The organism is Tautonia plasticadhaerens, from assembly GCF_007752535.1.
Classification (GTDB): Bacteria; Planctomycetota; Planctomycetia; order Isosphaerales; family Isosphaeraceae; genus Tautonia; species Tautonia plasticadhaerens.
The window spans coordinates 1-19,764 of the sequence record NZ_CP036430.1 but is presented as its reverse complement, the minus strand read 5'-3'; the positions used below and the strand labels follow the sequence as shown (position 1 = coordinate 19,764).

The 19,764-nt window shown below is 72.1% G+C and carries 6 protein-coding genes; 4 read left to right on the top strand and 2 right to left on the bottom strand.

From position 1 onward, the window contains the following. Nucleotides 1–170 precede the first annotated feature (170 nt). Nucleotides 171–3,641: a PQQ-dependent sugar dehydrogenase gene (locus tag ElP_RS36735; protein WP_145279817.1), complete on the top strand. Its 3,471-nt coding sequence runs from the start codon at nucleotides 171–173 to the stop codon at nucleotides 3,639–3,641. Between the two features lie 249 nt (nucleotides 3,642–3,890). On the opposite strand, the gene ElP_RS36730 is transcribed toward ElP_RS36735, so the two are convergent. Then, complete coding sequence (locus ElP_RS36730; protein WP_145279815.1) at nucleotides 3,891–13,304, bottom strand: Ig-like domain-containing protein; 9,414 nt, start codon at nucleotides 13,302–13,304, stop codon at nucleotides 3,891–3,893. 1,997 nt (nucleotides 13,305–15,301) lie between these two features. Between ElP_RS36730 and ElP_RS36725 the strand changes: the two genes are divergently transcribed. The 3 genes from ElP_RS36725 (at nucleotide 15,302) to ElP_RS36715 (ending at nucleotide 18,076) form a co-directional block, all read left to right on the top strand. Then, complete coding sequence (locus ElP_RS36725) at nucleotides 15,302–16,186, top strand: ParA family protein (protein WP_197447228.1); 885 nt, start codon at nucleotides 15,302–15,304, stop codon at nucleotides 16,184–16,186. Between the two features lie 106 nt (nucleotides 16,187–16,292). After that, nucleotides 16,293–16,775, top strand: a complete 483-nt coding sequence (locus ElP_RS36720; protein WP_145279811.1) for a hypothetical protein — start codon at nucleotides 16,293–16,295, stop codon at nucleotides 16,773–16,775. 155 nt (nucleotides 16,776–16,930) lie between these two features. After that, nucleotides 16,931–18,076, top strand: a complete 1,146-nt coding sequence (locus tag ElP_RS36715) for an acyltransferase family protein (protein ID WP_145279809.1) — start codon at nucleotides 16,931–16,933, stop codon at nucleotides 18,074–18,076. A 41-nt stretch (nucleotides 18,077–18,117) separates the two neighbouring features. Here ElP_RS36715 and ElP_RS36710 read toward each other — a convergent pair whose 3' ends face one another. Continuing rightward, nucleotides 18,118–19,683, bottom strand: a complete 1,566-nt coding sequence (locus tag ElP_RS36710) for a replication initiator protein A (RefSeq protein WP_145279807.1) — start codon at nucleotides 19,681–19,683, stop codon at nucleotides 18,118–18,120. Nucleotides 19,684–19,764: the final 81 nt, after the last annotated feature.

Sequence of the window (19,764 nt, the reverse complement as noted above, 5' to 3'; positions counted from 1 at the left end):
GCCGTCGGGTCGTCCTCCCGGCGCCGGGGGGCGTCTCGGGCGGCCGACGGCCGGGCTCGCCGCCCCGGATCGCCGCCGTCGATTCGATCAGCGCCGTGCGAGGGACGACCGATAATGCCGATAATGGAGCATGAGACGGTGTCGAAGTCGGCCGGTTGGGAGAATCCACGATGCTCCGGACGCGCTCGTCCGATCGGACCCCCTCGCGATCTCGGCGTCGCCGCCGATGCCTGCCCGCCTGGCAAGGGCCGGAACACCTCGAGTCGAGGGCCCTGCTCGCGACCCTGCCCGACGGGTTCGTCGAGCGCGAGCTCGTCTCGGGGCTCTCGAACCCGACCGGCTTGGCCTTCGACGACTCGGGCCGGATCTACGTCTCGGAGCAGGCGACCGGCCGCGTCCAGGTGATCGAGGGGGGCGAGGCCCGGCCCGAGCCGCTGCTGACGGTCCAGGCCGCGTCGGGGGGAGAGCGCGGCCTGGGCGGCATCCTGCTCGGCCCTCCCGGTGACCACGACCATGACGACGACCACGACCACCAGCAGTACCTCTACACCTATTACACCGCCCCGTCGCCCCAGCCGCACAACCGCCTGAGCCGCTTCCCGCTCGACGATGCGGGCGAACTCGCCGGCCCGGAGGAAGTGCTCCTGGAGCTGGCGCCCCTGAGCGACGCCTTCGTCCACAACGGCGGCGGACTGGCCTGGGGGGATGACGGGAAGCTCTACGTCGGCGTGGGCGACGACCGGCAGCCCGGGCTGGCCCAGCAGACCGACAGCCTCTTCGGGAAAGTCCTCCGGCTGAACCCCGACGGCTCGATCCCCGAGGACAATCCCTTCTACGACGAGCTGGAGGGCCCCTCCCGGGCCATCTGGGCCTCCGGGCTACGCAACCCGTTCAAGCTCCGGAACGACCCCGCCGCCGGCGGCCTGCTGATCTTCGACGTGGGGGAGTCCACCTGGGAGGAGGTCAACCTCGGCTCCCCGGGGGCCAACTTCGGCTGGCCGCTGACCGAGGGCCCGACCGAGGATCTCCGCTTCAGCTCCCCGGTCCACGCCTACCCCCATACCGGGCCGATGTGGGGCTGCGCCGTCGTCGCCGGCGCCGCCTCGCCGGCCGACTCCGGGGCATTCCCCGGCGAGTACGCCGGCGCCTTCTACGTCGCCGACTACTGCAACGGCATCCGCCGGGTCGACCTCGACACCGGCGAATCGACCTTCTTCGCCACCGACTTCGGGGGCCCGATCGTCGACCTCCAGATCGGCGAGGACGGGTCGTTCTACTACCTGAGCTACGGGGAGGGCACCTCCCTGGGGGTCGAGCCGAATTCGGGGGCGATCATCCAGGTCGAGTACCTCGGCACGGAAGAGCCGGCCATCTTCCGGCAGCCGAGGCCCCAGGTGGCACCGCTCGGCGGCTCGGCCACGTTCTCGGTCTCGGCCACCGGCGCCCCCCCCTATCAGTACCAGTGGCAGCGGGACGGGGCCGACCTGCCCGGGGAGACCTCGCCGACCCTCTCCCTCGCCGGCCTGTCCCCGGAGGACGACGGTGCCCGCTTCCGGGTGGTCGTCTCCAACGACTTCGGCCAGGTCGTCAGCGAGGAGGCGGCCCTCACCGTCCTCCCCTTCGCCGCGCCGACGGTCGCGTTCCTCTCCCCCAGGCTCGAGGACCGCTACCGGGCCGGGGCGTCGCTCGACTTCGAGGCCGTCGCCGTCGACGGCCAGGGCGACCCGCTGCCGGCCGAGGCCTTCTCCTGGTGGATCGAGTTCCACCACGACGAGCACACGCACCCGTTCCTCTCGACGACCTCGGGGATCACCTCCGGATCGGTGGCGATCCCGACCTCCGGCGAGACGTCGCCCGACGTCTGGTTCCGCATCCACGTCCGGGTCGTCGACTCCAACGGCCTGGCGACCGAGGCGAGCCGCGACCTGCTCCCCGACACCGTCGACGTGACCATGAGGACCAGCCCCGAGGGGCTGGGGATGACCCTCGACGATCGTCCCGTCCCCTCGCCGGAGACCTTCACCGGGGTCGTCGGCATCCGACGAGACCTCGGGGCCCCCCCGTCCCAGCAGCGGGACGACCTGACCTGGATCTTCGACACCTGGGCCGACGGCGGGCCGGCGAGTCGGGAGATCTCGACCCCCGACGCCGACTCGACCTTCACGGCCGTCTACCGGGTCGACGGCGGCTTCGTCGGCGAGGGGACGGGCCTCCTCGCCTCGATCTTCGAAAGCGAAGATCTGTCCTCGCTCACCGACGTGAGGGTCGACCCCGTCGTCGCCTTCGACTGGGGCCCCTCGGCCCCTCCCCCGGTCATCGATCCCGGCCGGTTCAGCGCCCGATGGGAAGGCACGTTGCTGCCGCAGTTCGCCGAGCCGTACACATTCCGGGTCGTCGCCGACGGGGGGGTCCGGCTCTGGATCGGCGACGAGTTGGTCATCGACGCCTGGGAGTCGGAGGGGCCGTCGCTGCTCGAATCCGCGCCGATCGACCTCTCGGCGGGGGAGGAGGTCGGACTCCGCCTCGAATACCGCCAGTCCTCCGGGGACGCTCGGGTCGAACTCCTCTGGAGTAGCCCCTCGACCCCGGCCTCGGTCGTGCCGAGCAGCCAGCTCATCCCGGCGCCCGCCTCCAATCCGCCTGATTCAGATCCCGAGCCCGAGCCCGAGCCCGAACCCGAGCCCGAGCCTCCCGGGCCCGAGCCCATCCGGGAATTCTACGATTTCGACGGCGACCGGAGGGCCGACCTGCTGGCCTACGACCCGGACTCGGCGACCTGGGCGATCACCTTCGCCGACGGGCGGGTCGAGCGTCGCCCCTTCGGCGCCCCCGGCGACCGGGCCGCCCCCGGCGACTACGACGGCGACGGCACCACCGACCTGGCCGTCTTCCGCCCCGAGAGCGACTCCGTCCCGGGCGCCGCCCACTGGTTCGCCTCCCTCTCCTCCGGCGGCGTCATCAACCGCCCCTTCGGCGCCCCCGGCGACCGGGCCGCCCCCGGCGACTACGACGGCGACGGCACCACCGACCTGGCCGTCTTCCGCCCCGAGAGCGACTCCGTCCCGGGCGCCGCCCACTGGTTCGCCTCCCTCTCCTCCGGCGGCGTCATCAACCGCCCCTTCGGCGCCCCCGGCGACCGGGCCGCCCCCGGCGACTACGACGGCGACGGCACCACCGACCTGGCCGTCTTCCGCCCCGAGAGCGACTCCGTCCCGGGCGCCGCCCACTGGTTCGCCTCCCTCTCCTCCGGCGGCGTCATCAACCGCCCCTTCGGCGCCCCCGGCGACCGGGCCGCCCCCGGCGACTACGACGGCGACGGCACCACCGACCTGGCCGTCTTCCGCCCCGAGAGCGACTCCGTCCCGGGCGCCGCCCACTGGTTCGCCTCCCTCTCCTCCGGCGGCGTCATCAACCGCCCCTTCGGCGCCCCCGGCGACCGGGCCGCCCCCGGCGACTACGACGGCGACGGCATCACCGACCTGGCCGTCTCCCGCCCCGAGACCGGGGAGGCCTTCCTGCTGAGGTCCCGGGACCAGGCCTTGAAGCTGACCTTCGAGGGCCTCGGCCGGCGTACCCGCCTCATCTCCCCGAGGTGGGCGTGGCTCGACCCCGGGGACTCCGGGCCCGACGAGGACGCCTGACCTGCGATCCGGGATCTTGCCGGAGGGGCCACGCCCCCCGATCGGCGTCGAGCGAGGGAAGCCGATCCGGGAAAACCGAGACGAGTCGTCAAGTCCCGGCCCGCCGGTGAGGCGCCACCGCCCGCCGTCCCCGGGGACTCGGCGACGCCCCCCCTGCCCTGCCTCGGCGCGCGGAGAGGCCCCCGGCGGCGAGGGGCGGCCGGGGGCCTCGGGGTGATGTCGGGGGCGATCAGGCCCGGGAGGGCCGGATCAGCCCCGGGGCTGACCGTCCCGGCGTCGGGCGAGCCAGCTGATCAGCAGCGATCGGACGTCCGATCCGAGGTTCGAACTGGCCCGGGCACCGCCGCCGGGCCGGGCCTGATCCTGGGAAGGCCGCACGCGGGAGCTGGCCGAGCCGGAGGAGAGGCGGGCTGCCTGGCGGCCGAGGTCGAGCGAGGTCGTCGATGCCTTCGGCGTCGTCGGTGCCGGCGAGGCGACCTGCCGGGCCTGGCCGACGGACCGGGATCCGGTCGAGGCGATCGAGTCGGACCTCGGATCGCGGTAGGCGAGCGGGGCGAGCACGGGCACGTCCCCGGCGGTGCCGAAATCGGTGGCCACATCCTGCCCGTCGGTCGTCTGCCGGACCGTCCACCGGCCCGAGGAGGGCCGGAAGGCGGCCAGGTCGGCGACGGCGTCGCCGTCGTAGTCGGCCGGGGCCGGGATGTCGCCGGGGGCACCGAACTCGACCCGCAGACCGGCCTGCTCGAACGGCAGGCCGGAGCGGAGGATGAACCACTCGGAAGTGGTGGGACGGTAGGTGGCGATGTCGGCGTGGCCGTCGCCGTCGTAGTCCTGGGGCACCGGCTGATCGACGCCCGCCTCGCCGAAGAGGACCGGATAGGCGTCGAGCTTCTGCGAGAAGCTCAGGTCGTTGGGGCCCGAGGGGAGGACGAACCACTGGGCCGCCCCGGGGACCAGGTCGCTGCTGGGGCGGAAGGCGGCGATGTCGGCCCGGCCGTCCCCGTCGTAGTCGGCCACGGCGGGCAGGTCGAGGCCGCCGGCGGCGCCGAAGGCGACGCGGAAGGCCTGGCCGCTGTTGGAGGGGAGGATGAACCACTCGGCCGCCCCGGGCAGCAGGTCGCTGACCGGCCGGAAGACGGCGATGTCGTCCCGGCCGTCCCCGTCGAAGTCGCCGACGGCCGGCACGTCGAGGCCCGAGCCGCCGAAGAGGACCGACTGGGGGCCGGCCTGGGAGCGGAGGATGATCCACTCCGAGGCGCCGGGCATCCGGTCGCTGCTGGGGCGGAAGACGCCGAGGTCGGTGATGCCGTCGCCGTCGAAGTCCCCGGAGATGGGGATGTCGCCGGGGCGGAGTTGCGCATCGGCCAGGGGGGAGCCCGGCAAGGAGGACCGGAAGTCGTCGCTGCCGAGGACCTGCCCGGCCCCGGTGGATCCGCCGATGAAGAACTGGGACTCGCCGTCGGCGGAGCCGGGGCGGTAGAGGATCAGGTCGGCCCGGCCGTCGCGGTCGCGGTCGCCGGTGATGGTCTCGATCGTCAGCGTCAGCGGGGCGCCGAGCGGCCCGGGGACGCCCGAGACGCTCACGGTCCGGGCCCGGAGCACGATCGTGCCGTTGGCCAGGTTGCTGGCCAGCCTCAGGCGGTAGGATCCCTGGGAATCGGTCGTGCCCGAGGCCAGGACCGAGCCGTCGGGGCCGACGATCTCGACCCTCGTGTCCGGCGTCGACTCGCCGATCAGGAAGGGCCGGCGTTCGGTGGTCCGGCCGTCCCCCGCGAGGCCGGTGTCCGACTCGGGGGCCAGGCGGAGGGTCGGGGCGCCGGGCTCCACCTCGGTGAGGATCGTCAGCACCAGCGGGGTGCTGTCGAGGATATTGCCGGCCGCGTTGGTGACGCGTGCGAGCACCGTGTAGGTGCCGTCGGGCAGGTTGAAGGGGAACTGGAGGGTGAAGGCGCCGTTGGCCTGGGAGGTCACCGGGTCGCCGACGACGGCGCCGGGCGAGCTGTTGGGGATCGTGCCGCCGACGTCGATCAGCTCGACCCGCAGGCCGGCCCCGGTGGAGCCGACGAGCCTGGGCCGCCGGACCGAGGTGATGTTGTCCCCCACCTGGCCCGTGTCGTCGGTCGGCGAGAGGCCGACCGTCACGCCGGGCGGCAGGCTCGTGTCGATCCGGAGCACCAGGCCCGGCAGCACGCCGCTGGCATTGCCGGCCCGATCCAGGGCGCGGGCCTGGACGACGTAGACGCCGTCGGCCAGCGGGGTGGTGACCTGGATGTCGTAGGTGCCGTCGGCGTCGACGCGGGCCTCGCCGACGACCCCGATCCCGGCGACGCTCAGCTGGACCAGCGGCAGGTTCTCCGGGGTCCCCTCGTTGGCGCCGAGCGTCAACGTGCCGGTGAGCCTCGGCTGTCGGACGTTGGTCACGCCGTCGTCGGGGACGCCGCTGTCGTCGGCCGGGACGAGCACGGGGGTGGTGGGCGCCTGGGGGGCCGCCGTGTCGATGGTCACGACCAGCTCCGGGCTGTCCTCGCTGACGTTGCCCGCCCGGTCGACCAGGCGTGTGACATAGGTGTAGGTCCCGTCGGGGACCCCGGCACCGCCGTCGTCGTCGGTGATGGCCACGACCCCGCCGGGGGCCTCGGCCAGGGTGGCGACGACGACGTTGTTGCGCAGGAGCTGGATCGTCACGCCCTGCTCGACCCCGACGACGTCGAAGGTCGGCGCGGCGAGGCCGGGGGGGACCAGGGCGTTGGTGTAGTCGTCGGCGTCGGAGAAGCCGCTGTCGCTGCCCGCCTGCAGGTCGAGCAGGGTGGGGGCGTCCGGCGGCACCGAGTCGATGACCACCTCGTACAGGGCGATGTTGCCCTCGACGCCCGCCTGGTCGATCGCCTGGATGCCGATCCGCTTCAGCCCGTCGGCTCCCAGGGAATCCGGCTCGATCCGGATCGAGAACCGGCCGGCCGAGTCGGTCGTCGCGGTCCCGCCGACGATCGGCAGCTCGCCGATGACCTGGTCGTCTTCGTCGAGCAGGAAGGCCTGGATCCCCACCGAGTTGCCGGCGGCCGACTGCTGGCTGAAGCCCTCGAGGACCACTTCGGTCGGCTGGATCTCCGGCGGCTGGCTCGGGTTGGCCGGCAGCGACTCGCCGTCGACGACCAGCCGGAGCGAGTCCGGGAAGACCACCGGGGCCAGCCGGATGGCGAAGGCCCCCCGGCCGAAGGTCGAGGCCATCAGCAGGTTCGGGTCGCCGGCCTGGTTGAGGGGCAGGCCGGTGGCCCGGTTGATGTTGCCGAGCGAAAGGTCGAGGTCGCTGACCTCGACCACGGGCAGGCCGCCGCCCTCGCCGGGGGGCTGGGGGGTCGTGGCGATGCTGTTGGGGAAGGCCGAGGGGAAGCGCTGCCAGGAGTTCTCCGGGTCGGCCCCGTCGTCGTACGAGGCGAAGACGCCGCCGACCCCGGCGACGTAGAGGACGGGGTGGGTGGCCGCCGGGTTGGTCGGGTTGGCGGGCGGATTGTCGAAGTCGTCGGGGATGGCGTATCGCCAGTCGACGGCCAGCGACCGCAGCCCGTTGGCGGCCAGCAGCGGGGCGGTGGCGTCCTCGTCGCCGAAGATCTGGTGGGTAATCGAGAAGAGGTTGGCGGTGATGTCCGTCCAGGTGGCGCCCGAGGAGGGCCGGGTGTCGGCGATGTGGTAGAGGCCCCCGTCGGTCAGGGCGTAGGCCTCGAAGGTCCCCCGGATCGGGTTGGTGGCGATCGCCCGGACCGGTGAGGTATTGCCGGCCAGGGCGCCGTTGTTGATCTGGGTCCACTGGTTGCCGGCGGCGCCGCCGCCGGTGAGGGTGATGTAGATCCCCCCGGCGTTGTTGCCGCCGACGATGTAGTCGCCGACGTTGCCGGGCTGGGCGCCCGGCTCGGGGGCGCCGAAGGCCAGGGCCGGGAAGTAGGAGCTGCCTAGGGCCGCCGGCACGCCGACCTCCAGCCAGCTCAGGCCGCGGTCGAGCGTCCGGAAGACCCGGCCGCTGCCCGGGGCGCTCATGACGATCTGGTCGGCGTTGATCGGGTTGACGGCGAAGTTCGCCCCGCCGATGCCCGGCCACTGCGCCAGCGGAGCCAGGCCGTCGATGCGGCCGACCACGTCGTGCGGGTTGCCGTTGCCGGGGGTGACGTCGACCAGGAAGAAGTCGGTCCGGAAGTCCTCTCCGGCGAGGAAGGGGGTCTTCGGGGCGTCGCCGGTGTTCCGCCAGTTGTACTGGTAGGAGGCGCCCGATCCGGTCGGGTCGGTCGCCACGCCGGCGCCGCCGAGGCTGCCGGTCTCGGTCGCCAGCCGGGGGCTGCCCCACCCGAGCTGGCCGGTCTGGAGGACGTCGGAGGAGGACCTGGGGGAGCCGTTGCCGTCAGTCTGGGCGTAGAAGAGCGCCCCAGCGACGTCGGCGGCGGCGGCGCTCGGCTGGACCGCCCCGAAGTAGATCTGGGAGATCTGGAGGTTGCCGTTGCGCGAGCCGGTCGGCACGACCGTGTTGCCCTGGCCGAGCCGCGTCAGCAGCGTGCCGTCCCCGGCGTCGACGCCGGTGTAGACGCCCTTGTCGACGCCGAGGATCAGCCGGCCCCGGCCGGTCAGCGGGTCGATCAGGCTGAACGCCTGGTGCAGGTTGGTCTGCTCGCCGATGGCCAGGTCGAGGGCGGGGGCGAAGGGGCCGCCCGCCTTGGCGAAGGGGGTCCAGCGGACGCCGGCCCCGGTGTTGGCGAACGACTCGGTGTTGTTGACGTAGACCGTGGAGCTGGCGTCGAACGGGTCGGCCGGGTCGCGGTAGAGGTTGATCTTCGCGCCGAAGATCCCGGCCTCGTCCGCCCGGAATCGGGGGTCGTTGCCGGTGGGGAAGTCGTCGCGGTCGCCGGCCTTGACCACCGCCGGGCCGTTGACGTCGCTCCGCAGCACCGGCCCGCCGGGCAGGTCGCTGCTGAGGTAGAAGGCGTGCGCGTCGTGCACGAAGGTGGAGTCGACCCGGATCAGGGCCGCCTCGCCGCCCCCGTTGGTGGTGCCGCCGAGGTAGACGACGTTCGGGTTGGTCGGGTCGACCGTCAGCGCCAGGGCGTAGTTGGCCAGCGAGAACTCGGCGTTGGACGTCGGGTCGTAGTTGGCCAGGCTGGTGTCGTTGGAGGGGATGATCGGGTACTGGATGTTGCTCGGGTCCGGGGTCGGCTCGTTGGGCAGCTGCAGCTGGGTCCAGTTCTGCCCCTGGTCCTTGGTGAGGTAGAGGCCGTTGAGGGTGCCGTTGGGATTGGCCACCGCGGCGTAGAGCCAGCCCTGGTAGAGCAGGTCCTGGCGGGCGTCCCCGGTCAGGGCGGGCTTGGCCAGGACGATCCGGCCGTCGATCCCGTTGGGGTTGACTCCCGCGTTGGTCACCGGGATTTCCGGCGGGTCGAACCCGTCGCCGTCGCGGACCCGGGGCTTGCCGATGCCGCCGGGCATCACGTTGAACTGCTGCCCCTGGTTCGGGCTGAGGTAGACCCCCTCGCCGCGGAAGGCGGCGTAGACGACCTGGAGGTTGCCGGCCGGGTTGTTGAGGCTCGGGGTGCCGCTGCCGGGGTCGAGCAGCAGGTCGGTCGCCTGGCCGGCCCGGAGCTGCTGCCAGGTGTCGCCCGAGTCGGTGCTCCGCCAGACGCCGCCCTGGGGTCCGCTGAGGGCGGCGTAGAAGATCGCCTCGCCGGTGGTCGTCGGCCTCGGGTCGGCGACGACGGCGAAGGCCGTCGTGCCGACGAATTCCCGGGTGCGGTCGGCGAACGCCGGGCGGTTGTCGGCGCTGTCGAGGAGCTCCCAGGAGGCGCCGCCGTCGGTCGACCGGAGGAAGCCAACCCCGGGGGTGCCGGTGTCCCCCTCCCCGGTGGCGACCATGACGATCGACTGGTCCGGGTCGTTGTTGCGGCCGAAGACGGCGATGCCGCCGACGTTCAGGCCGTTGGCCTGGACCGCGTCGGTCAGCGGGATCCAGGTCGGGCCCCCGGCATCGGTCGTCAGGAAGTCGTCGGTCTTCCAGACGCCGCCCGAGGCGGCGCCGATGTAGACGGTGTTGCCCGAGGGGTCGGACGGGTCGACGGCGATCGCGGTGACCCGTCCGGACCCCTCGCCGTCCTCGATCGAGGACGGACCGACCGGCGTCCAGGTGCTGCTGGACAGCGAGTTGGTCGGGTCCATGGTGAAGATGCGGAAGTCGGCCCGGATGCGGTCGGCGACCGGCTCGCCGATCCCGGTGCCGGTGACCCGCTCCCGCATGATCAGCCGCCAGCTGTTGAGCGCGCCCTGCACGCCGCCGGTGTTGGTGATCCGCAGCGTGTAGGTGCCGGCCTCGGTCGGCATCCCGATCGGGCTGTTGAGGGCCGAGAGCGACTCCTGGGGCCGGTACCGGTCGCTGAACGGCGGGGTGCCGGAGCTGATCGGCTGGCCCGCCTCGCTGTCGAGGATCGTGTTGGTGAAGTCGGTCCGGTCCCCGGTGGCGCCGACGCCCGAGAAAAGCAGGATCGTCTGGCCGCCGGGGCCGATCAGCTCGGCCCGCAGGTTGGGGACGTTGGCGTGGGAGATATTCAGCTGCAGGTCGACGTCGGTGATCTCGAACGCCTTGTCGACGACCAGCGTCGACTCGACCGAGCCGTTGGCGGGGATCGTCCGGGGCACCTCGGCCGAGGCGAAGGTCAGCTCGACGGTGGTCGTCGGCTGGCCGCCCCGCAGGACGTCGACGCCGGCGTTCTGGTTCGAGTCGACCAGGTAGCCGCCGACCGACTGGATGTTGGAGCTGAGCACGACCTGGTAGGTGCCGCTGAGCTGCTGACCATCGAACAGGACGCGGAAGGTCCGGGCGTCGAGCTGCTGGATGACGATCGAGGAGCGGTCCACCTCGCCGGCCGGGCCGACGACCCGGAGCACGTCCTCGGCCGAGAAGGTGTTGCCCTCCATGTCGCGGTCGAAGACGACCTCGAGGCCGACGACCGTGCTATTGAGCGCGGGGTCGGTCGTCGGCACGGTGGTCCCGTCGCCGAGCACGGCCCGGGTAGCCACGACCCGGGGGCCGGGCACGATCAGCGGCAGGGTGTCCCGGACGAACGGCCCGGTCAGCGGGGAGCCGCCGACGATCGGCTCGGGCGACCCGAACCGGTCCTGCTGCGACTCGCCGGGCGTGGCGTCGGCGTCCTGGTCCATCGGGTTGCCGAGCAGGTCCCGGATGTCCGGGCCGACGGCGTAGCTGTACGTGCCCGGCCGGGTCTGGGGCGGGAACTCGACGCGGAACTCCGTCTCGCTGAGCTGCACGACGTTGGTGGCCGAGATCGACTGGGAGGTCGCCCCGTCGGGGGAGAGGAATCGGATCGAGGCGTCGTCGGTGCTGAAGGTGCCCGGGTCGATCGGCCGGTCGAAGGTGACGACGAACTCGCGGGCCTCGGGGGTGCCGCTGGGGTCGGTGGTCGGGACCACCCCGGCGGTGCCGTCGACGACCCGGGGGCCGGCGGCGGTGATGGCGCGGGCGGCCCGGATGTCGAGGAAAATCGTGCCGTCGGGTCCGCCGTTGAGGTTGCCCGACCAGGCGGTGAAGATGTTGCCGCCCAGGGCCGCCAGGCCCTGGCGGTGGCCGAAGCTGAAGGTGCCGACGGTGTTGCCCTGCGCCGCGTTGTCGGGGATCGGCCCGACGACCCGGTTGGTGCCCGTGGCGACGTCGAAGACCAGCTCCTTCTGGTTGACAAAGGTCTGGGGGGCGAAGGTCTCCCCCCCGTCGACGCTGACGGCCAGGTAGGTCGCCACCCGCCCCCGGGAGGCGTCGTGCCGGGCGTCGTAGAAGGAGACGGCGACCGTGCCGGTCTGCTGGTCGACGGCCACCTGGGGCATGAACTGCGGCCGGCCCCTGGAGGTGGCCCCGAAGAAGCCCTCGGCGAGGTCGAGGTCGGCCCCGGAGAAGCCGTCCCGGTCGGCCAGGTCGTCGTTGACCCGGCCGGCGATGTCGCCGTCCTCCCCGGTCCTGACCCAGCTCAGCCCGCCGTCGTCGGTGTAGGCCAGGAAGATGTCGGTGTTGTCGTCCGGGTTGTCGTCGTCGTCGGCGGCGTCCCGGTCGACGTAGGTGACATAGATCCGGCCCCGGTTCGGGCCGTCGGCCGTGGTGTCCGCGGCGATCGTCGGCGCCGGGCCGATGCCGCGCGGCATCGCCGGCGAGCTGATCGTCCCGCCGCCGTCGAGCGTCCCCCGGACGATCGCCGCGGCGCGCAGGCCGGAATTGGTGTTGACGTTGCGGTCGGGGCCGGCCCGGAGGCCCTCGGTGAAGGTGATCTGCGCGTCGAGCAGGTTCTGCGGGCCCGCGTCGGCGGTCGCGGCGGTGTCGATGATGCGGAGCGTCCAGTCGCCCCCCGCATCCCCGGTGAACGCGCCCAGGTTGCCCTCGGGCCGGAACCGGCCGATGTAGGGCTCGGCGGCGTCGACGATCGACCGGGGCGACTGGTTGTCGAAGACCGCGCCGTACTGGCGGCCCCCCGTCCCGAAGCCCATGGTCGCGCCGCCGAGCGTGTCGGCGTTGGCGAGCGTGACCACCGTGGCGCCCCGCTGCAGCTGGATCGTCAGCTCGGCGAGCGAGTCGTGGACGGCGACCAGGCGGACGTCGAGGTCGGCGATGGTCAGGCCGGCCGGGACGGTGACGGTGAACTCCGTCGTGGCGTTGTCGAGGATCGGCCCGCCCCCCAGCTCGGCCGTGAGGACCCGGGCGGCGGTGAGGCGATCGAACTCGATGATGTCGAACGGGATGCCGGCGTTGGCCCCGCTGCCGAAGTCGTCCCAGACAAGCGACGGCCGCCCGTCGGCGCCGATCGCCAGGCGGGGGACGGTGTTCCGCTGGTCGCCGAAGTTGCCGCCGTCGTTGACGGTGGTGACGCCGGAGAAGCTCTGTCCCCCGTCGGACGAGGCGACGGCCCGGATCGCGTTCGGGTTCCAGTTGTCGGTATCCGGCGGGGTGTCGTCGTTGCTGACCCAGGCGACGTAGACGGTGCCGTCGAAGGGGCCCCCCGTGGTGTCGACGGCCAGGGTCGGCAGCAGCACCGGATCCTGGGCCCACCCGTGGACCGTTTGGTTGTCGATCGTCCGGACCGGCGAGGCGCCGGTGAAGCTGAACTTGTTGAGCAGCAGGACGCCGGCCCCGGCGTCCCCGGTCCGCTGGGACGACAGGACGTAGAGGTTGCCGTCGGCGTCGAAGGCGGCCGAGGCGTCGGTCTCGCGGTCGAAGCTCTGCGGGTCATCCGCGCTGGACGCGGGGTCGGTCAGGCGGCCGCCGCTGACGTTGAAGGACGACCACGAGGCGCCGCCGTTGGTGGAGTAGGCCCCCTCGACCCCGATGAAGTCCGGGTCGGGGTCGGTGTCCCAGCGCGTCCAGACGGCCGCCACCCGCAGCGGGTTGTTCGGGTCGACGGCGATCGACGGGCTGCTCTCGTCGCTGTTGTCGTCGACGGAGAAATCGGAGCTGGAGATGTTAACCGGGTCGAAGACGACCGGCGTCGGCACGGTGGCCAGCAGCGCCCGGGGCTCCAGCCACTCGAGGACGGCCCGCCGCGACCTCGCCCTGCGGACCTGGGATGACGAGGACCGTTCCCGGCAGCCCCGGGGACGATCGGACGGGGACGAATCAGAGTAGGATCCCGGACGCATCGTTACGGTCCTCTATGGTCGCGCGGCGCAGTCGGACACCGGTGGACGACGGGGAGATGAGGGCGGCTGCTGCATCGGCGGGGTGGATCTGCGCAAGTCTCCTGGGAGCATGAAAGCTCCGACCTACCCCGTCAAGGAACGTCAGCCCCTCGGATGCCGGCCCACGTCGGAGATCCGGCGAGGGGTGCCGATCGGTCAGATCCCGTGCATTCGAATCTGGCTGCATCGTCACGCCCACCGGATCCGGCCCGTCGAGGAGCAATACCATGTCACCATGGTGACAATGATGCTACTACTGCGCCCCCGGCGCGTCAAAACAATTCTCCGGCCCGACGTTGCGAATGCGATCCCGCCGCCCGGACGGCCTCACCCCCCCCCTGCCCCGGGGACGGATTGCTGGACCTCGGGGAGGCCCGGCGTCATGAGCGGCCCGACGACCGGGGGCCCGGACTTGGCCGGCCTCGGGCGGCCGGGTCGGCGAGCCCGGGACCTCGACGGGGGCGATCCGATCTGCTGGCCGACGCCACCCGGGATCGGTGGGGTCGGCGACCCGGGACACCTGGGACGCCCGGGAGCGACGCCGACCGCCCCCCTGCCCCGAGGCGGGCCGGGCCCGCACGCCCTGGCGTACCGATCATCCCATCCGCCCGGGCCTCGGGCGAGTCGCCCCCGCCTCGCCCCGGCCGCCCCCGGGTCGGCCGGGGCGATCGGTCTCGCAGGCCGCCCCGGTGCCCCCTACCCCCCGGCCTCCCGGGCCGACCCGGGCTCTCCCCCCTTCGGCCCGGGGTTGCCGCCCCTGCCCCATGGGATCAAGATCCCGGTCCACCGAGGGGGGCGGGCGACCGAGGGAACGAAGGATCAAGCCCGACCGGCGCCCTTGACCCCCTGGTCCCGGTCCGGCCCTGGAGCCTTGATCGTCCTTCGGCCTCGGCCTGTTGCCGGCCGGTCGACCATGGGGCCCTGGCCGACCATCGACCAGGGCCCCATGTCGCCCTGATTCGCCACTGACCAAGGCCCCGAGGAATCGCCGGCTCCCTGATGCCAATCGACCAAGGCGCCTTGGTCCCTCGTTCAATCGACAACAAGCGATCCATGGACCCAGTGATCATGGTCGGACGATGGATCGGGGAACCGCATCGACCTTGGTCCCAAGGTCGATGCGGCTTCTGTGGAACTCGATCATGTTGGGGTCAATGGCGGTCGGCCACATCGCTCTCGATGGGACAAGTCGGTCAACCTCCCTCAGTTCCAGGGGATCCAGGTCACTCGTCGAATATGGCCGTCGGTCGACCATGATGCCCAGACATCTCGAAACCAACAGGCCAGCGGATCGAGGCAAGGGAATCGCCCTGGTCGTCAATCGGCCTTGAGTGATCGAATCCCTTGGAAGCGGGGAAACCCGGACCAACAGGCTTCGAGGTCGCTCGGAAAGCATGGTCCCTGGATCGATTGCCTCCTTGGGTCTGATGGACCGAGGCATCGACATCTTCCCGACCCCAAGGTCCTACCGATGCCAAGGCTTCCTTGCCCCTTGGTCCCTTGATGATCGAGCGACCGAGGGATATCGATCCGCTCGGCAACAGGGCAGCACCGCGAACGAGGCGGAGGTGCGACCAAGGCGGATGGTCGACCAGGTTGCCGAGGCCAATCGATCGCCAATTCGACTTGGGACCGACCGGGAAGGGTGGCTTGATTGACTTGGTCCTCGACCGACCGAGGTCGACCGGCCGACTTGGGACCGGAGAAGATTGGAGCCGAGGTCCCGGGTCGGTCGATACGCCTGGGTACCGAGGATCCTCGGGATCGAGGCGATTCGATGACGTGGGATGTCGGCCGCTTGATCCCTCGGCTTCGAGGGGACAGGCGACCGAGGTCCCGAGGTGTCGCCGCGAGTCGAAGCGGCCCAGGCAATTATGGCCTCACCTGGCCCTCCGCACCCGGAGCGATCCGGGGGAACGGCGGGGCAGGGGGGAGCCCGATCGGGGGAGGGACGGCCGATGCGGAGCGTCGCCGTGACCAACGCGAAGGGCGGGGTGGGCAAAAGCACCACCGCCATCAACCTGGCGGCGAGCCTGGCCGACCTCGGGCGGCGGGCCCTCCTGGTCGACGCCGACCCGTCGGGCAACGCCTCGCTCGGCCTCTTCCCGTCGGGGATGCCGTCGGAAGGCCTGGCCGACCTCCTGCTCGACGAGCGGGAGGTCGCCGAGGTGGTCCTGCCGACCGTCGTCGAGGGGCTCGACCTGATCCCCCCCGGGGCCCGGCTCGGATCCTGCTCCGACCAGATGGGGGGCAGCCAGGGGCTCGGGCAGGGCCGGGAGTTCCGGGTCCGCCGGGTGCTCCGGCGGCTCGACGGCTATGACGCGGTGATCCTCGACACCAGCCCGGTGCAGACTCCGCTCAACGTGGCGATCCTCTACGCCGTCGGCGAGGTGGTCATCCCGATCGACCCGTGCGTCGCGGCCCTGGCCGGGGTCAAGGCGCTGGAGGACCTGATCCGGGAGGTCGGCGCCCTCCGGCAGGAGTTCACCGACGCCGGGCCCTTGGAGATCACCGGCGTCCTGATCACCCGGGTCGACCGCACCCTGGTCGCCCGCCAGATCGAGGCCGAGGTCCGGGCCTATTTCGGGCCGTTGGCATTCGACCGGTCGGTGCCGACCTCGGTCCGGTTCCGGGAGGCCTATGCCCGGGGCGTGCCGCTGGTCCGCTACGACCCCTACGGCGCCGGGTCGAGGGCCTATCAGGCCGCGGCCGAGGCGTTCCTGAGCCGGGGGGGAGAGCCGGTCGACCCGGCCCGCCCGCGACCGGCCGGGGAGGACGGGGCACCCATCGAGGACGAGGCACCGATCGAGGAGGAGGGCGGCGACTCCGTCGCCGCCGCGTGAGGGCCGTCGACGATCGCGGGAGGCCGGCCCCCGGGCGAGGGGGGCCGGCCCCTCGCGGCGACGGTCGGAGATCCCCGATCAGGTCGAGTAGAGCAGGGGGAGAGCGATGAGCGCGACCAGACGCGGGGGCATCCCGGGCCCCGAGAGCCGGACCGGCCTGGTCCGGCCGGCGATGACCGAGGCCGAGTTCGAGCGCCGGATGGCCGTCGCCGAGGCGGGCTCCTCCTCCCGGCCGGCCGGGCCCGCCCCCTCGGACCCCGGCGATGAGGATCGCCGGCGGCCCGACGCCGACGTCGAGCCGGAGCCGGACCCGGAGCCGGCCCCGAGGTCGGGCGGCTCGTCCTCCTCGGGGGGCTCGGGCCGGTCGAAGGGCCGGGGCAGGGGGGCCGCCAAGATCCGCCGGGTCCAGCGGATGTTCGCCATCGAGGAGGAGCTGGACAAGAAGCTCTGGCTCTACGCCATCCACGTCGGCAAGGACCGCTCCGAGGTCGTCAACGACCTGCTCCGGCCGCTGGTCGGCTCGATGGTCCTCTATGACTCCCGGGACCGCCGGTCCAGCCGACAGGGCGAGGGCGATTCGGAGAACTGACCGGACCGGCCGGGCCCTCCAGTCGCCCGGGCCGATGGCGACGGGCGTCCCGCATGGGGCTCGGGTATGCTCGGGCCCGGCCCCCCGGCGACGGTGCCGGGCTCGAAGGGCCCTTCGACCCGACCCGACCCGACCCGACCCCGGACCGAATCACCATGACGGACCCGAAGGCCGAGGCCGCCCCCATGACGCCCCCCCCGACGGGCCGGATCCTCTCGATCGACGCCCTCCGGGGGCTCGACATGCTCATGATCGTCGGCGTCGACCGCCTGGTGAGGGCCTGGGCCGAATGGTCGGGCTCCCCCCGGTCGGCGGCGATCGCCGGGCAGTTCGAGCACGCCGAGTGGGAGGGGTTCCGGTTCTACGACCTGATCTTCCCGCTCTTCCTCTTCCTCGTCGGCGCCGTGCTGCCGTTCTCGATCGGGAAGCTCGAAGGGCAGGGCAGGGGGGCCGCCTACCGGAGGGTCGCCCGCCGGGTCGTGCTCCTGTTCGCCCTGGGCTTGCTCTGCAACAACGTCCTGCAGTTCGACTGGGACGACCTGCGGGTCGCCGGCGTCCTGCAGCGGATCGCCGTCTGCTACGGGTTCGCGGCGGTGATCGTCCTGAACACCTCGGCCAGGGGGCAGCTGATCGTGACCTCGGCGATCCTGCTCGGCTACTGGGCCCTGCTGCTCGGGGTGGCCCCGCCGGGGGGGGAGGCGGGCGACTTCTCCCGGCAGGGGAACCTCGCCGGCTGGGTCGACCGCCACTTCCTGCCCGGCAAGATCCTGGAGCCCTACTACGGATACGGCGACAACGAGGGGCTGCTCTCGACGATCCCGGCCGTCGCCACGACCCTGCTCGGCGCCCTGGCCGGGGCCTGGCTGCGATCGGCCCGGGGCCCCTGGGAGAAGGCGGCGGGGCTGGCGGCCTCGGGGGTGGCGGCGCTGGCCCTCGGCTCGGCCTGGGGGATCTGGTTCCCGATCATCAAGAATCTGTGGACGAGTTCCTTCGTCCTCGTCGCCGGGGGCTGGAGCTTGCTGCTGCTGGCCCTCTTCTACGCGGTGATCGACGCGGCCGGCTGGCGGCGGTGGGCCTTCCCGCTGGTGGTCGTCGGCGTCAACGCGATCACCATCTACGTCGTCCCCAGGTTCCTCGACTTCGACCGGCTCTCCCGGTTCTTCTTCGGCGGCGTCTCCGCGCTCGCCGACCGCCGGATCGCGGGGGACTTCACGCCGGTCGCCGCGGCGATCGGCGTGCTGGTCGCCGAGTGGCTCTTCCTCTATTACCTCTACAGGAGGCGCATCTTCCTGCGGGTCTGAGCCGAGGGGCGGCCCCGAACCGCCGGAACCGACTCACGCGATCATTCTTCGCCATCCGAGGTGAACAGCGACCCCTGTCCGGGGGGCGTCTCCCCCCCGAGGTGGGCCTCCAGGGCGGCGAGGCAGAGGGGCTCGAGCATCGTCTTCCAGCGTCGGAGGCCGGGGTGGGTGGCCTTGACCCGGGCGGTGATGGCGTCGCGGTCCTCCTTGGGTAGCTCCGCCCAGCGGGCCCGGAGGCCGGCCTGTCGCTCGGCCTCGGCGGCCTCGGCGGCCCGGAGTCGCTCGGCCTCGGCCAGCTCGGCGGCCCGACGCCGGCGCTCCTCCTCGGCGACGGCGGCCTCGGCCCGGGCGAGCTGATCGGCGTCGGCGGGGGGGACGTAGTCGTCGGGGGCGCCGTAATCCTCCCGGATCGACGAGACGAGGTACCCGGCCCGGTTCCGGGCCAGCCGTTTATCATCCCTGGCCGACATCCAGTCAAAAATGGCGATCTTGGCCCGGAGGAATTCCGGGGCGTGCCGCTCGACCAGTTCCGAGGCCGTCCGGATGGCCACCCCCCGGGAGGTGAGCGCCTCGGCCAGCTCGGCCAGCTCCTCGGCCGTCGGCTCGATCGGCGACCGCCCCCGGGGGCCCCGGACGAAGACGATCTGCCAGTGCCCCCGGGCCTTCCGGATATAGCGGTCCTCCTCGGCCGTCGGCTCGAGGAAGCCGTGCTGCTCCAACTCGGCGATCGCCGGCCGTAACCGCCGCTTCAGCTCGGTCGGCTTGTAGGAGCGGCTCAGGCCGATGTGCTCGCAGGCCAGGGTGCGCAGGTCGAACTCGAGTCGGTCACAGCGGTAGAATCGCTTATCAAGGAATCTGAACACACGTTTTGTCGTCGGCAAGCGGAGCCTGAGGTAGAATTCCAGGTCGATCTGCTTCAGGTTTCCGCTCTGGAAACTCCGGAAGATGACCTCGTTCCACTTGAAGCTCGACAGCGGCGGCGGGGCGTTCCCGCGTTTGCCTCTCCTCCTCGAACCGGTTGTCTGGGTTGAACTTGCGCCCCGAGTCTGGCGTCGCCGCTCGCGGTCGTACAGGGAAACATTGTCGAGGACGTGGAAATTTTCATCCACCCAGCTCTTGGCGGCATTGTCCCACCACGCATTCTCATACGACAGGACGATCCCGACCCAGCGGTGCAGTGCCTCCTCGATCCGCCGGTAGCTCTGTCCCGTCTGCGGCCAGCCGAGCAGCTCGATCAATTCATACCTGGAAAAATTTACCTTTGCTTCCGTGAAATTATTCCAGCGCTTGGTGAGCTGGATCAGTCCGACCAGGACCTCGTCGTCCATCGAGGTCGGCAGGCCGTGCTTGGCCGTCCCCATGATCGTCAGCCGGCGGACGATCGGCGGCCCGTCCCGGCGGTCGAGTCGGTCCTCGAAGACCAGGGTGGTCTGCCCGTCGGGGATCCGGTCGGCCAGGGCGGCGATCGGGAACTCGGCCAGGTTCAGCTCGTCCTTGAAGGCCGGCTCGGCCGAGGCATCGGCCCCCTCCCCCTGGGCGTCGCCGCCGTCCCCGACCTCGGGATCGTCGAAGAGCGAAGGGGTGCGATCTCGGTCGGTCTTGTCCACGGTCTTCGGCCCCGCTTCGAGCGTCCCCAGGGCTGGTCCCGGTCCGGCCTCCCCGTCCCCGGTGCCTGAATTCTGCAACAC

Bases quoted from the DNA above. Each gene is read 5' to 3' on its own strand.
- ElP_RS36735 (WP_145279817.1), top strand. From the start codon at position 171: ATGCTCCGGACGCGCTCGTCCGATCGGACCCCCTCGCGATCTCGGCGT.
- ElP_RS36730 (WP_145279815.1), bottom strand. From the start codon at position 13,304: ATGCGTCCGGGATCCTACTCTGATTCGTCCCCGTCCGATCGTCCCCGG.
- ElP_RS36715 (WP_145279809.1), top strand. From the start codon at position 16,931: ATGACGGACCCGAAGGCCGAGGCCGCCCCCATGACGCCCCCCCCGACG.
- ElP_RS36725 (WP_197447228.1), top strand. From the start codon at position 15,302: ATGCGGAGCGTCGCCGTGACCAACGCGAAGGGCGGGGTGGGCAAAAGC.
- ElP_RS36720 (WP_145279811.1), top strand. From the start codon at position 16,293: ATGAGCGCGACCAGACGCGGGGGCATCCCGGGCCCCGAGAGCCGGACC.